12 protein-coding genes are annotated in these 14526 nt (G+C 58.0%); 7 read left to right on the top strand and 5 right to left on the bottom strand.

Going from position 1 to position 14526, the window contains the following annotated elements:
- Positions 1-266, top strand: a 266-nt coding sequence (locus tag MA07_RS03640; RefSeq protein ID WP_036347103.1) for a transposase, incomplete at its 5' end; no start/stop codon positions are given.
- 833 nt (positions 267-1099) lie between these two features.
- Here MA07_RS03640 and MA07_RS03635 read toward each other — a convergent pair.
- A complete protein-coding gene (locus MA07_RS03635; RefSeq protein WP_160195372.1) occupies positions 1100-1819 on the bottom strand; it encodes a M10 family metallopeptidase C-terminal domain-containing protein in 720 nt (239 codons plus the stop codon).
- Between the two features lie 1001 nt (positions 1820-2820).
- Between MA07_RS03635 and MA07_RS29965 the strand changes: the two genes are divergently transcribed.
- From MA07_RS29965 to MA07_RS03600, 6 genes are all read left to right on the top strand, one after another.
- Entirely contained in the window at positions 2821-3162 is a 342-nt protein-coding gene (locus MA07_RS29965) for an Arm DNA-binding domain-containing protein (RefSeq protein WP_081928760.1), read from the top strand.
- A gap of 251 nt (positions 3163-3413) precedes the next feature.
- Positions 3414-4805 carry an adenylate/guanylate cyclase domain-containing protein gene (locus tag MA07_RS03625; RefSeq protein ID WP_036347097.1) on the top strand — a complete coding sequence of 464 codons (1392 nt, stop codon included), beginning with the start codon at positions 3414-3416 and terminating at the stop codon, positions 4803-4805.
- A 107-nt stretch (positions 4806-4912) separates the two neighbouring features.
- On the top strand, positions 4913-5260 hold the full coding sequence (locus MA07_RS03620) for a DUF6665 family protein (protein WP_036347094.1): 348 nt from the start codon (positions 4913-4915) through the stop codon (positions 5258-5260).
- A gap of 917 nt (positions 5261-6177) precedes the next feature.
- Entirely contained in the window at positions 6178-7704 is a 1527-nt protein-coding gene (locus MA07_RS03610; protein WP_052002808.1) for a CYTH and CHAD domain-containing protein, read from the top strand.
- Positions 7705-7921: 217 nt separating this feature from the next.
- On the top strand, positions 7922-8767 hold the full coding sequence (locus tag MA07_RS03605; RefSeq protein ID WP_036347089.1) for a metal-dependent phosphohydrolase: 846 nt from the start codon (positions 7922-7924) through the stop codon (positions 8765-8767).
- Between the two features lie 100 nt (positions 8768-8867).
- Complete coding sequence (locus MA07_RS03600) at positions 8868-9236, top strand: hypothetical protein (RefSeq protein WP_036347086.1); 369 nt, start codon at positions 8868-8870, stop codon at positions 9234-9236.
- Between the two features lie 82 nt (positions 9237-9318).
- Here the strand turns inward: MA07_RS03600 and MA07_RS03595 are convergent, their stop codons facing one another.
- From MA07_RS03595 to MA07_RS30695, 4 genes are all read right to left on the bottom strand, one after another.
- On the bottom strand, positions 9319-10287 hold the full coding sequence (locus MA07_RS03595) for a CorA family divalent cation transporter (protein WP_160195371.1): 969 nt from the start codon (positions 10285-10287) through the stop codon (positions 9319-9321).
- A gap of 1010 nt (positions 10288-11297) precedes the next feature.
- The gene (locus MA07_RS03590) at positions 11298-11585 is read right to left on the bottom strand and encodes a hypothetical protein (RefSeq protein ID WP_036347083.1); all 288 of its coding nucleotides are present in this window, start codon (positions 11583-11585) and stop codon (positions 11298-11300) included.
- A gap of 103 nt (positions 11586-11688) precedes the next feature.
- Entirely contained in the window at positions 11689-13416 is a 1728-nt protein-coding gene (locus MA07_RS03585; protein ID WP_081928759.1) for a sigma-54-dependent Fis family transcriptional regulator, read from the bottom strand.
- 644 nt (positions 13417-14060) lie between these two features.
- On the bottom strand, positions 14061-14297 hold the full coding sequence (locus MA07_RS30695; protein WP_036347080.1) for a hypothetical protein: 237 nt from the start codon (positions 14295-14297) through the stop codon (positions 14061-14063).
- Positions 14298-14526 lie beyond the last annotated feature (229 nt).

Raw genomic sequence — 14526 nt, 5'->3', positions numbered from 1 at the left:
ACCTGTTTGCCGATGGGGCCTACGACCGTGGGCGGCTGATGAGCGAGGCGGCTTACCGGGATTTCGTGATCGAGATCGTACGCAAGCTGCCCGACCAGCAGGGTTTCCAAGCACTGCCACGCCGGTGGGTTGTGGAGAGAACATTCGGCTGGATGACGCGCTGGCGCCGGCTGGTGCGCGACTACGAAGAGCACTGCGACGTCTCCGAGGCTATGATCGGAGTGGCCATGAGCAGCCTCATGCTCCGCCGCATCGCTCATCCGTAGCAATTCTCAAACGGGCACTTAGATCGAGCAATAAAATTGCTCACCAGCCTCTAACAGCCTCTAGAGCCAGCCGATTTGGATCTGCCTGTTAAACCGGGACGTCGCTTCCCGGAGCCTTTGATCCCGAGCCTCGTGGCTTTCAAAGCGGTCACTTGGGGCTGGTAAACTGTTGCGGTACTCGATGCCCATTGCAGAACTCTAGGGGAGTAGGTCACGGGAAAGGTATAGCGGGAATGGGTGAAGAGAGGGTTGCGGGCGCCACCACTCAGAAATCAGATCTGACCGCAAATGACGTCGCTCCTCTGCCCCCTCCCTGTCCTGGAGAGCGGAGGGAGGCCCCAGCCCGTCGACACCCAGCGCGCCTTATCTCGACGGTTGATCAGCTCTCTTAGCACTGGCACCTGCTCGCCGGTCAACTTCGGTCGCCACAGCTGACCAGAACCGGAAGCCCTGCTCGCTTCCCCTCAATCGGCAATAGAAGGCCTGCTGCCGGGCTCGGGCGTACGCCGCTCGCCCTTCATACGAGATCAGGCAGACAGCCTCGTATTCAATGGCCGTGAGACCGTCTTGAGGTCGGCCCCTGGAGAAACGGGCAAGCGAGTTGCGGATATAGCGGATCAGGCGGCTCATCATGCCCAGTATGGGCACCTGATGCTGCGGGTCAATTAATGGCGCGGCGCGCGTGACCCTCGACCAAGATCAAGTGGGATCTGTCGGAACCGTTCGCTTGGTCCGGAACTGGAGCCAGATCGACACCGACGGGCAGGAGTTGGTGTAGATCCATGCCATAGACATCGTGGGCGGGTGCCTTACGGAGCACCCGCCCGGTAAGATCATAGAATGAAATAGCTCTTTGTGACTGCGGTCACTTTGTTGAGTGAAAGCTCAAAGTCGGCCCGACCGTCGCCGTTTACGTCAGCCTGGACATGGGTCTCCATGTAGAGATCACCATATTCATCCTCGAACTCCCCGCTGAAATAGCGGAGTTCGCCTTTGCGGCCGGAGAACTCGGCAACGCCAATGAAGGTAAAGGCCTGATTGCCACTAACCCCTGTCTTGGCGTCGATCTTCGATAGGTCGATCTTGTCACCCTGAGCCCGAGAAAAGTCAGTGATGGTATCAATCTTTGACCACCGCGACTCCGAGACCGACTTGAAGACAAAGCGGTCGGCCCCCTTGCCACCAGAGAGAACGTCGGCTCCGCCGCCTCCGGCAATCGTATCGTTGCCATTGAACCCGCTGAGGCTGTCGTCGTAGCGCCCCCCGGTGATCACGTCCTTGCCTGAGAGTACTGACTTGAAGACCCTGAAGTCGTCATCAGTGCTGTAGGTTGAGGCTGCGTTGACGAGGCTCAGAACGGAGATTTTGACATTGGTCAATGTCGAGACCTTCCGCCCGGCGTCTACCCCACTATAGCTCGTAACGACACCACCGGTCGGGATACCATCCGCAGTATACGTGAAGCCGTATCCTTCAAACTTGTCCCAGGACCTGCCCAAGGTACCGTAAACAGCCTTGAACGTTGTCGAAGACCGCTCATAGCGATCAGCCATCGTCAAGTTGCTGAAGTTGAAATGTTCCGGCTGAAAACCATACGGTCCAGTCCAAGTAAACGTAGCCATAGCCCCCTCCCATGGGTCAATCACCCTTCAAGTTTGGTAATCTGAAACCGCTGTGGCGGCAATAACGCCTCTCTGAGGCATCTTTTCACACACCAAGATGGCACCATCATCACCGAGACATTCAGTGGATGCCTTGGTGCGCCTGGAGGGCCCTCAGCCGCCCCGACATGAGAGGGCTCCAAGGATAGGACCGTCCCGATCCGGCCGCCAATCTGCTCGACGCCATCGGCGGCAGGGAGGCCCAGATCGGCCGGTCACACGCGACCGGCATTGCTCGCTGGTTCGTATCCCTTCTTAAAGGGCGCGCGACGCCTAGGCTTCGAGGCCTCAGCTGCTGCCGTTAGGGACCCAGGTGATACGGATGATCAATCAAAGTCTGACTGTCGAACCCGCAACCTAGCCATCAGCAGAAGCCAAGCGCAAAACAGCCATAGACATCCCTGTATTCTCGACAAATTCTGGGACAAAAGCACAAAAGCCTCACATCGAGCGGGGCTAGGTCGTTGAAACCTTTGGCGCTCCCTAGGCGACTCGAACCCCTGTTTTCGCCGTGAGAGGGCGATGTGTCCCGTTCTCGGGCAAGTTGAAGCCGAAAACTCGGATTGTCTCCGAATGAACGAAATCATGTCTGCCGTTACCCGTCGCGTTACCCCGCAGAAGTTTAGGTGCGGGACAGCGAACGCGGGAAAGTTGCAAAAATCCTTGCCGGATAAGGGCTTGAGGTGGTGAGCGCGCTGGGACTCGAACCCAGGACCCTCTGATTAAAAGTCAGGTAGTAGTACATTCCCCGCGATTTCTGATGATAGCCTATTGAGCATAAATGACTGATATTTCTATATTTCTGTGGGTTGATCATTCCTGACAATGGCTCCGCTTGCAAATTTCTGGCTACCTATTTGCTGTCCAGGTAGCCAGGAACGAGCCCGCCCATCATGCCCACTTGCAAGCTCACCAAGCGCAACGTCGATATCCTGCCCGCTCCTGTCGGTCGTGACGAGATCTGGTGGGATGAAGACCTGAAGGGTTTTGGCCTGAAGATCACTCCGGCAGGGCGCAAGGTCTTCCTCGTCCAATACCGGCCCTCTGGTGACCGCCGCAATCCTCGCAAGTACACTATAGGCGAATATGGTCCGACCACGCCCCATCAGGCTCGCGTCGAGGCCCAGCGGGTTCGCCGAAGCGATAGAGCTGCTTTGTGCCGACGTTACTCCAAAGGAGGTACTCGTCCAAAGGGTTCTGCTGCAACGCACGGCCGAACAGACAGGATCATTTGACAGGGTCTTTGGGCTGATTAATCCCTCCTGAGTGATACTCAAAGATCGAACAGAATGTGTATCTGTACGATCGTCCTCTAGCCTGCCATTTCGCTGCCATTCGGCGCTCCCGCGCCTGTGTCTGTCCAAAGGACCGCGCTCTGCCCGAGCGCGGTCACAAATCTGACAAGTGGGCTCGGCATGCCGTGGGGCCCTTGTGGGAATGTTATCCGGTTCGGGCCGAGAGCTCCTAGGATCATTAGAGTGAGCAGATGGCTAGTTTGTCAGCCTGGACTGTCGGCTTTGTCTACAAGACTGTGAAGGGCCTCCGATCGTTCTGGTCTCTCGGGAACTCACTGTCTCGTCTTCAGGCGAGCATTCGACAGGCCGAGCTCGAAGGCCTCCAGTTCGCCTTCTACGCCCGGCTGATCGCGATCATCGTTGTTTCCGTGTGGCTGTTCTGGATCGTACCCTGGCCACGCGACCTCTATTACGGCTCGTATGCTTTAGCTTTCTTCCTCCTGGGCTACATCCCGTACCGCTTGCGGCGCCATCCTCGCGGCGAGACGATCAAGCTTGGCTTCATCCTTCTCGACGTTGCCTTGGTGACAGCCGCGATCCTAGTCCCTCCACCAGCCAGTCTCGGCAGTGAATGGCCGATCCAGACCCGCCTGCGCGGGCAGGAATTCCTCTACGTCCTTCTTCTCCTCGGAGAGGCTGCGCTCACCTACTCCCCAAGAAGGGTGCTCTGGACGGGCATGTCGATCCTCGTCATCTGGTCGATCGGGGTCTTCACGATCTATTCCCAGCCGGACACGCTGCGGTTCCACGATGCGGCTGCGGAGGGAGCGCTGACGTCAGCCGCAGTCCTGGATCTCTCCTTCAAGCCTGCCTTTGTCGGCCTGACGGCCTGGTATACCCAACTTGTCGCGACCGCTCTGTTCACCCTGCTCATCACGCTCGCCGTCTGGCGCAGCCGCCGGACGCTGTTGAACCAGGTCGAGGCCGAGATCGTGCGCGCGGATCTATCGCGCTATGTCTCTCCGGACGTGGCCGAGGCCCTCGCCAGCCGCGGCGGAACGGCATTCGGAGACCCAGCGACACGGACGGTGGCCGTCCTGTTCGCAGATATCGTCGGTTTCACCAAGCTCACCGAGACCCTTTCGCCCGAGCGGACGTTCGCCTTGCTGCGGAGTTTTCAGGAGCGGAGCAGCGCCATCGTGTTCAAGCATGGCGGCACGCTCGACAAGTACCTGGGCGACGGCTTCATGGCGACCTTCGGCTCCATCGGCCTGCAACCGGACGCGCCGGCACGCGCGCTCGCCTGTGCCTTCGACCTCCAGCAGGAAATTGACCGCTGGAACCGGAAAAGGTCCGGGCGTGGCGCGGATCAGCTGCGCGTCTCGGTCGGAGTTCACTGTGGCCCGGTGACGGTGGGCAATCTCGGCGGCAGGGAGCGCATCGAGTTTACCGTCGTGGGCGATGTCGTGAACGTGGCGAGCAGGCTCGAGGAGATCACCCGGGCGGTGGGCGGCTCGATCATCGCCTCGGAGGATTGCATCCGGGCGGCGGGAGATCCGGAGTGGCTCGCGAGGTTCCAGTCCTCCCGCGAGATCCAGCTCCGTGGCAGGCAGCAAGGCCTCCTCGTCCACATCGCCACGTGACTGATGCCACCAGGCGTGGCCGGTGCGGGCTTGCGCCAGGGTGTCGCGTTCACCTGTGAGGGCTGCGGCCCCATCTCCTCCACATCGTCTTGTTGCGGAGACCTGAGATGGCAGTTCGCATCCCCCAGAGCTTGTCGGCCGGCCTTGAGCCGGAGACAGGCTGGAGCGTGCTCAACTACGAGCTGCGGGAGCAGAAAGCACATACGCTTGGAGCCTTGAGCGGCAAAGTCGAGCAGGCTCTCGCGGCGTTGCGAGCCTTCGATGCGCAAGCGCACCAGCCTGACCGGGAGCATCGTCGCCGTGCCTTGCGGGACGATGCAGCCGACCTCGTCTGGGCCTTCATGATCCAGCAGGAGCTATGCGGCCTCCGGAACTGGGAAGCTGTGGTGAAGGACTACAGCATTCCGCGTGAAGTACTGAACCGGGTCGGGCAAGTCAGGCTCAGGGCTGACTAGCCGCACCTGCATGCAGCCCCTCCCATGGGTTGTTTGACCCGCCTCGATCGCAAGCTTGAGCTCAGATGGTCTCCTTCGGGTCAGAATTTCACGTTTGGGCCGCCCGACGAACGTCAGCCCTTTGGCGCTGAAGCAGACCAAGGCTCCTCGTCCGGGGAGTGCCAGAACAGGACCTTCACACTTATACTGCCACGGCGGGAGCGCCAGGGCAGTTGCCCTAGTGTCTCGGCCGACGGACAAGCTGACGGAGGTAACGGGGCCGGCACTTCAGATCCCGGTCAGCCAGAACCTGGTGCTTGACGTCCGTTCGCCAGCCTCGGGAAGTTACTCTCCAAGGTCTCTAATCTGGTCTCAGGCTGACGGTCTGTGAGGAGCTCTGTTGGGGATCGAAGCGAAGAAGAATGTCCTGCAAGCTAGGTTCCGACACCTGACTTGCGGCCTTATGAAGGGTGAACCACTTTGTCTCCCGCTCTCCCTGCTCGAGCCAGTGTTCTCTCTGATGATCGACATGCAGCGGAAAGACTTTGACCTTGCACCTGACTGCTCTTGCGCGTCCAAGGCGCTTCACGTACTCGAACGTCCCAATTGAGCAGGAGTGGACAGTGCCGATGAGGCCTGCCTCCTCAACTGCCTCCCGGGCTGCACTCTCATGAGGCTCAAGCCCGCGAATGGGCTATCCTTTGGGAATCATCCAGCGCTTGCGCCCGCGTGTGGTCACAAGCATGACCTTCAGGGTCCCGTCCCGGCTCCAGCGGAACGGCAAAGCGCCATACTGCGCTAGAGGTTCGATCACGCCCTTCGACCCTCGCCGGAAATAGGTTAGCCAGTTCATTGCCGCTCTATGCTCCGCCTCTGGTGGAACTACCCAGCTGGGGTTGCGTTCCGACTGCGGAGGACAGAGGCTGTGAGGAGGCCAGATGGGAAACAGATCCGACGCTCCTCAAGAAATCGAGCTCAAGCTCGAGCTCGAGCCCGAGACACTCGACAAGGTCCTAGCCCATCCGCTTCTTCAAGCGGAGTCTCATGACAATCCTGTTACACAAGACCTTCACTCCACCTACTTCGATACGCCCGATCAAGGTCTGAGAAAGGCGGGGATCTCGCTTCGGATCAGGCGCAACGGCAGCCGGCGGGTCCAGACGATCAAAGCCGCCCGCTCTTCGAGCGGTGTCGCTTTGGCTCGCAACGAATGGGAGCAAGAAGTTAAGAGTGATGATCCTGACTACACGCTCGTCAAAGGTAGCGTTCTCAAGCCGGTCATGGAGCTTCGGGAATCAATCCAACCTATATTCAGCGTCACGGCAGAACGAAAGCTCTGCAATATATCGTACGGAACTTCCATCATTGAGGTGGCTGCGGACCGTGGCAAAGTCGAAGGCAAGGACGGCACGCGCTCATTCGAGGAACTCGAGCTTGAGCTAAAGGATGGCACACCCACGGACTTGTTCGGTCTCGCCCGGGCACTCTCGACCCAGGCGCCGCTTCGCCTGAGCTTCAAGACCAAAGCAGAGCGCGGGTTTGAGGCTCTCTCTGATGAAGCACCTAAGCGGGTTAAAGCCGACGCAATCATACTCAAGCGCCGGATGACGAGTGCGCAAGCGTTCCAGGTCATCAGCGCGTCATGCCTGCAGCATCTGATGGCCAATGAGGCCATCGTTAGAGCTGCGCCGGAGGCCGATGCCGTTCACCAGATGCGGGTCGCTCTGCGACGGCTTCGTGCCGCCATCACCCTGTTCAAGACTGTTGTTGAGGATGAGCAGCGTGATGAAATCAAAGATGAACTCAAGTGGATGGCCAACCTCCTAGGCATGGCGAGAGACCTTGACGTCTATATCGGCAAGGTTCTTGAGCCTGCGCAGGCTCGGCACGAGCGTGATGTGAGCTATCGGCAGTTGCTTGCCGAGTTTCAGGAACGGCGCAACCGAGCCTATCAGACCGTCCAGGAGACGATCACCTCCCCGCGCTTCGTCAATGGCATTCTAGTGACCGCAGCGTGGATCCAGGCCGGACGCTGGGTAGTCGAGGGGAGCAAGGCTGCTCGTCAACGCCGGAGGCAGCCTGTTTCAGAACTGGCCGAGCAGGAAATTGGCAGGCGCTGGAAGCGCGTGCTCAAACGCGGCAGGAACCTTGCTGAACTTGACCCGGACGAGCGGCACCAAGTGCGCATCGAAATCAAGAAACTGCGCTACGCTGCCGAGTTCTTCGATGCCCTGTTCAAAGGCAGCAGCGCGAAAAACAGAAAGCGGGCGGCCCTTAAGACCCTGGAGGCGCTTCAGGAAACGCTAGGCGAGCTCAACGACATCGCAGTTGGCTCCGAAATGCACACCTCGGAGGCGGAGGCAGCCCTTCACCAAGAACAACTCTCCCGCGTCAACGAACTTCTCACCGCGGCACAGGCGCAGTATCGGGCCTTAGGAAGACTAGAGCCGTTCTGGAGGACTTAAGGGTAACTAGACACCAGCATGATCGACATGCAGGCGTCATCTAGCTCAGGTAGACTGCGTGTGGATTACGCTGCTTGGCCGTTCTTTCGGTTCGACGAAGCTTGAAGGAGTGGCTCAACCACACGTGCGATTCTGGCCGTTCCTGACTCCGAAGCGACGTTCTCCAACGAATACTATCACGGCCAAAGCGCAGCAGCATAAATTTAGGGGGGGATCTGTGCTCACAATTGAGGCTCTCACGGCCGATGCCCTCGGCGACCATCTGGCCACAGACTTCCAGAGCATGTACGGATCCACAGAGGCCCGCCTCGCGGAGGTTCTCAGGGCCAATGCGCGGCTTGCCATCGAGTGCATCGCCAACTCGGACGCGCTCTACCACAACTACGAACATACTGTGCTGGTGACGCTCGCTGGCCGCGATATCCTGCGTGGCCGCAGCTTGCGGGAAGCAATCTCCCCATCCGATTGGGTGCATTTCCTGGTGGCCTGTCTTATGCACGATATCGGCTACGTTCGCGGCCTCCTCGCGGGCGACGATGAGGGATCCTATGTCATTGATGCTCTAGGACGCACGGTAGATCTGGCCCGCGGCGCTTCGGATGCTGCCCTGACCCAATACCACGTTGATCGCTCCAAGCTGTTCGTGAAATCTCGCTTCGAACATTGTGACCAGCTCGACGCGGAACGTCTTGCGCGCATGATTGAGTTCACGCGGTTTCCAGCACCTGAGGGGCGCAACGATCGTGAGCTCGATGCGGAAACAGGGCTCGTGCGGGCAGCTGACCTGATCGGGCAGCTGGGTGATCCGCTCTACTTGCGCAAGGCCAATCGGCTCTACCACGAGTTTGCGGAAGCTGGTATCAACGAGCGGCTTGGTTACACCTCCCCGGCCGATGTTGTCGACCGTTACCCGACATTCTTTTGGGCCAGCGTGTCAGCCCAGATCGCCCCTGCGGTCCGGCATCTCAAGGTGACTGCGGATGGGCGGAGATGGCTGGCGCAGCTGCACGCGAATGTCTTCCGGGCCGAGCACAAGGACGACCTGAATGAGCACGAGAGGTAACGCCCCTCGCGCGCTGTCATAAAACTGTCATTGAAACTTCACTGTAACAGATCTGTGACACCTGATATCGACCGCAAAATTGATCTCAGGAGAGAATACCGTGGCTGCGGACAAACAGAGCACCCCTCAAGACCTGCTCTTGAACATTGAAAAGGCATTGCGGCGGGGCAAGAAGCTCGAGAAGACCCTTCTCAAGATTGTAGCTCAAAGCGACCCTGGATCCAATGTGGAAAGTGTTCTCAAATCTGTTCAGCAAGGCTTGAGGATCTTGAAGAATGAGGCCAAGGAGGTCGGGCGCCCACTCGCTTCGAACACAAAGAAGGTGCCGTCTCAGCGGAGGTCCGCGCCGGTGGCGAAGTCTCAGGCAGAAACCTCCCCAACACCGGTCAAGCCTTCCCGCAAGAAGAAACCTGCCAAGCTTGATGTAGGATCGGGCAAAGATGCGCCATTGCCTGACACCAGCAGGTAGCATCTCTCGCCCGGGACTGGAGGGAAGATGCAGGGGCGCGCCTCACAAAACGTGATACTTCTATTTACTCGTAAAGGCTGCATCAAGATCCGCTTTGTCGTCTGATCGCCCCGGCCTTTACAAGCAGCAGGCACACAAACAACGATGATAACAGGCTGACCAGGAGTCCCCACCAGAAACCATCTGGTGACTCGGTGAATGGCATGCCTCCAACATTCATCCCAAACAGACCGGTTATAAGTGTGGCTGGAACAAAGAGAGCTGTAAGGACCGACAAGACGAATAATTGACGATTGGTCTGGGAGGCGACTTTGAGATTTATTTCGTCCTGGAGCAGGCGTGCGCGGTCCTGAAAAGTTGCCAAGTCGCCTTCAAGCATCTCGAGCTCCTGCATGATTGAGCCTGGATCAAAATTTGTGATGCTTGCCACCTGTGCTGGGCTGCGCACCCGCCGCAAGGTACGCCGCAGGCTAGCGAGCGGGCGCTGTAGCCGAACCGCCGTGTGGCGGGCTCGACTGAGGCGCTGACGCTCATCCATCAATTTTTCCATTAAGACCCGATCTTCAATCCGATCGAGGTTGATCGTGAGCCGGTCCACCAGTTCATCAAACCCGTCCGCCGAGTTGGCAATTATCGCTGAAAAGAGCTCGCCTGGCGTCGCCATTCGCATGCCGTTTTCAACGGCGCTCCGTGTGGCATCGGCACCCTGCAGCGGGTGGCGTCGTGCTGTGATCAGCAATCTGTCAGAAAGAGCAAAGTGCAGGTAGCCGATCTCCTCCGTGGATCCCTGAACATTCCGCACAAGGTCGGCAACCATACCGGTCAGGCAAGAGCCATCGTCGCGCAGATATGCATGCTCATCATGTGTGGTGAGCACCTCCTGCGACTGGCGCGTTAACTCCGGCCGCTCAGTAAACCATTGATGCGCCCGGGCGTCACTGAGATTGAAGTGTGCCCACACCCATCCTTCGCCTGGAGATAGATCGAGTGCCTTGTCCGCCTGCCAAAGCTCGGATTGGCCCAACTCATCGAACTTGAAGGCACTGATCAAGCCGGGCGCCGGCAGGAGGTCTCGCGGATCGAATGGGTCAAGAGGCCCAATCGACGTCGGAACGCTTTGCTCAGCTCCAAAGTTTGGGCGTCTCATCAAGTTACGCAGGGTTTGCTGCAAGGTCATCTTGTCCGATACTGCGGCCACGAGCTTAGACGGCTCAGAAAAGATCACTTGCCGCTTGGATGCCCAGAGCTGTTGGCAACGGACCTTGCGGGAGCATCAATGTCAATTCCATGACATCTTAGCCAACTTTCCGGATCGGCGCCTCAGAACTCATCGATATCAAGTGGCACCGCGCCGCCCCAGGATGGATGAGCCGTGATCGTAAAGGAGGGATCGATGCGACATCCGCCCTCCTCAATTCGCTAATATCCTTGCTCCGGTGCTTAGCTTGGATGAGCATTCTCCACTGGAGTGCGGCTCTCCCCAGCAAATCCAATCATCAGCGAGTGCTCAGATGAGCCTCCGAGTAATGCCAGATGGAGAACCTCCCAATTTTTTGAGAAGGGCATGAGAGAGCGATCCTATAATACTCAGCACATCCGCGATCACTCGCAAAGCGGCCGAAGTCTGTCGGCGGGCGAAGTCGTAGAGGTAAAAGCCCGGAAAGGAGAGCAACAGTGCTCAAGAGTTCGGATCAGGCTGCCAGAGGCAATGTGATCAGCTCAGGAGGCGATCATCGGCGCATCCGGCGATCTGTTCTACGCCGACCTGATTTCCACAGGGCGCACATCTATGAAGTTCCGTGTCGAAGCATGGCGCAGCTCGCGCGATGGGAACGAACAGATCAAGGTGACTGAAGCGGTACTCACGTTCCCCTCCATCGACAGCGGCTCCCGTCCCCGCCCACTGGCTCCTGATTGAGGCGGTCGACCCGTTGATCGCGGAAGGTCTGTTGTGGGTCAAAAGACGAAGCTCCCCTGCCCTTTCTAAACCTCCGTTTACGACGTGTAAGCAGACCTCCGCGCTATGTCCGAGAAGTGCCAGGAGCGGCCATTCGCAAGCATTCAACATGTAGCGATGCCTGCACCAATCCCTTTAGAAGCGGCCGTTACCAGGGCGACCTTTCCCGCCAGCTCGCCCCCTCCGTCGTAATTGGCGCCAGCTTCCTTGACGTGCCGCTCGGCCAGTCGTACCGACACCTCGGTTTCGGTCCAGCCTTTGCGGACGCGCCGCGGCACCTCCACCCGAACACGAGCCCTCTCCCGGTTCGGGTGCGTCAAGACCTGGATGTAGCTGGTGCGTATTGCGTCTGCCAGCTCACCTTCGTCTGGTGATGGATAAATCAATCGCATGGTCCTCCATCAGTTCCGCTACCTTCAAGCGCAGTAGGAACTCGCACAGCAGGTGGGTCAGCTCATGACGATCTGGGTTACCCGCAGACTTCTCGCGAACCCACTAAGTGATGTCTGTCCCCCGGAAGTTCTCTCCGAATTCCCGGATCTTCCTGATGCGGTAGGCAAGTTGTGGCCGTGTCATGCCGAGTTCCCGAGCCGCCTTACTCAAATTTCCTGAGGCACGTTCGACTGCACGGACGATGATGTCGTTCTCAAAATCTTCTAGGTGAAACTTCCCCTCCAAGAGTCGGTCTAGGGTCTCCGTGCCCTGATCGGATCCTGTGCCACTCGCCTCCACACCTCCCAAGACGAGAGAGCCGTTTCGGGAGACACTAAAGAAGCGGGGGCTTCGCTGATCGAGTGCTGATGAAAGATGCGAAACGTCGAGGATCCCGCTCGACGGGACAAGGATCACCGCTCTCTCAATCATGCTTTCTAGCTCGGCCACATTCCCGGGAAAGTCATATGTGAGCAGGAAGCTCACCGAGCTTTGGGATACCCCGCGTATCTCCTTCCTGTGCCGGTCTGCGAATACAGAGATGAAATGCTTGGTGAGAAGAGGGATATCCGATCGGCGCTCGCGAAGCGGGACCAGCAGGATCGGAAAAGTATTGAGTTTATAGTACAAATCTTCTCGGAAGCTTCCGTCACGGACCGCTGCTGAGATGCGGGGTGTAGCGGAAGCGATAATTCTGACTTTGACTGGTCGAGACTGTGTTCCTCCGGCACGATCAACTTCGCCTGTTTGGAGCACCCGGAGCAGCTTTGCCTGCGCTCGAGCATCCAGACAATGCACATCCTCTAAGAATAAAGTACCCCGGTTGGCCCGCTCAACTCGTCCCCCTCGGGAGATCGTGGCTCCGCCAGGTGCCCCTTTCTCTTGCCCGAATAATTCAGCATCAAGAGCATCTCCGCTGCATGAAGAGCAGTTAAACGAAACAAATGGTTGGCGGGAACGGGTGCTAAGCCGGTGAATTGCACGTGATGCAATTTTCTTGCCTACTCCCACCTCCCCTACGAGCAGCACCGGTGCCTCAGTAGGTGCAACTTTACTGATCATCTGTATCATCGAGACAAAGCTCGGCGATGCACCTACCATAGAGCCATCGGCGTGATCTGGTGAGTGGATTGGCTTGTCGACAATCCTGCCCCAATGATCGGCGTCACCATCTCCCGCAAGTGACCACTCGTGGTGGAGGTCATCGCCAGATGTATCGTCCCACTCCTCCACTGGCTTGCCAACGATCCGGCATTGTGGATCGCCTTTTGCACGGCACTCTACCTCTTTATAAAGAATAGGTCGTCCCATGAAGACACTGCTGTAGCCAGAGGCATAGCCAACAGCGCTCCAGCAGACTGGCTCCGAGCTTAGTCCGTTTTCAAGAAGATGGGCCTCGACCTCAGCCGAGTTGCGCCAAATCCATTCACCAGCATGATAATTGGTTAACGGATCAAACGTATGCGCAATAGGTTCAACAACTACCATGCCCTCAATCGCGTGCAGCCTTGGCCCTGCGAGAAAGTTCGCCAGCAAATCTTCTTCAGGGCGTGCTCTCCTGGCGAGAGCACCGTCGATGGCCCCTGAGGCGTAACCCAATCGCATCAACATGCCGCGCGCGGTCTCGAGCCCCACAGTTTCCATCAGTTCCTTGCGGAAGCTCGCAAACGCAGAAAGGTGCATCAGCATCATACGCTCACCTTCGAGCCAAATGCAGCCGTCCTCGGGATTGAAGCGCAATCGTGCGGAGAGAGCTCCGATATCGACGCCAAGTTCGGGTTCACTATTCAAGTCACAAGTTCCAACAGTTGTGGCGCGATCTGGATGCGCCGGCGCTTAGCGATGCTGATTGGCTGATCGAGGGAGGCACGTGTCCCTCTTTAGCGGACCGCTAACGAGCACTGCGGGACCTCAGCAATGAGCAGGGCGTAATCTCCGCAGGCCAGGTGCTAGGACAGGAGGGGCAGTAAATGGTTAGGACAACTCCCCTCATAACGGTTTGATATAACTATAGGTAATATATTATATGTGAAGCCATAGCCCTAGCAAGAGGATTTTGCGGGCTGGCAGTCCCCTTAGAGCCCCGTCCCGAGTGCCGTGCTCGTAAGCCACGATAATCACTGACCGGGATGAACATCTGTGACCTCCCCTGTGCGAGATCGAGAGAATCTCCTGAGACTCAGCCCCACTCGGGAACTAGCTCTCCTATGGGCGACGGGTGTGATCATTTGGTGAACTGCTCATCCGCCGATGTCCGAAAATGGTAAGTTTTGGATGACCGAATGTGCAGGCTGAGCACTGAGTTTTTGGGCACGACTTCGTCTAAGCTGCTGATATCAATGAACATCTTTTTTCCCCGGAGTGTCCGGGCATACTTCGCTTGAAGTATCTGCTCATTTTGCCGCACCTTTATGGCAGCAGTGATCAACGAGGTGTTAGATGTTCAGCAGAGATTCAACGATGCCTTGCCCGATCGTCGGCCCGACTAACGTCCGCGAAAGGCAGCTGTGATGAGGTTCGATGGTCGGCTCATCAGCGGCGTCGGCATTTTCGCCTCCGTCGTCGAAACAGGAAGTTTCGTTCGCACGTCGGAAGTTGTCGGCCTCACGACATCCGGCGTTAGCCGCGCGATCAGCCGTTTGGAAGAGCGGCTGGGCGTGCGCCTGTTTCATCGCTCCCCTCGCGGGATTACAGTTACTGAGGATGGGCGAAGGTTCTATGACCAGACGCTCCCCTTGATCGAACGCCTCGCTCAGTCCGCTGATGAAATACGTGCCTGCGGCCAAGACGCTGTGGGCACATTACGTGTCCATGCAGACTCCGCATCGAGCAGTCACTTTCTAATACCTGCGCTGAGCGACTTCATGGAGGCTTACCCTCGCGTAGATGTACAATTGGAGG

The organism is Microvirga sp. BSC39, assembly GCF_000739015.1.
Classification (GTDB): Bacteria; Pseudomonadota; Alphaproteobacteria; order Rhizobiales; family Beijerinckiaceae; genus Microvirga.
The sequence above is the reverse complement of the archived record's forward strand: the minus strand, read 5'-3'. Positions and strand labels throughout refer to the sequence as shown.

Coding starts and splice junctions, on each gene's coding strand:
- MA07_RS03635 (WP_160195372.1), bottom strand. CDS start 1,819: ATGGCTGATCGCTATGAGCGGTCTTCGACAACGTTCAAGGCTGTTTAC.
- MA07_RS29965 (WP_081928760.1), top strand. CDS start 2,821: ATGCCCACTTGCAAGCTCACCAAGCGCAACGTCGATATCCTGCCCGCT.
- MA07_RS03625 (WP_036347097.1), top strand. CDS start 3,414: ATGGCTAGTTTGTCAGCCTGGACTGTCGGCTTTGTCTACAAGACTGTG.
- MA07_RS03620 (WP_036347094.1), top strand. CDS start 4,913: ATGGCAGTTCGCATCCCCCAGAGCTTGTCGGCCGGCCTTGAGCCGGAG.
- MA07_RS03610 (WP_052002808.1), top strand. CDS start 6,178: ATGGGAAACAGATCCGACGCTCCTCAAGAAATCGAGCTCAAGCTCGAG.
- MA07_RS03590 (WP_036347083.1), bottom strand. CDS start 11,585: ATGCGATTGATTTATCCATCACCAGACGAAGGTGAGCTGGCAGACGCA.
- MA07_RS30695 (WP_036347080.1), bottom strand. CDS start 14,297: ATGAAACAGGCGCACGCCCAGCCGCTCTTCCAAACGGCTGATCGCGCG.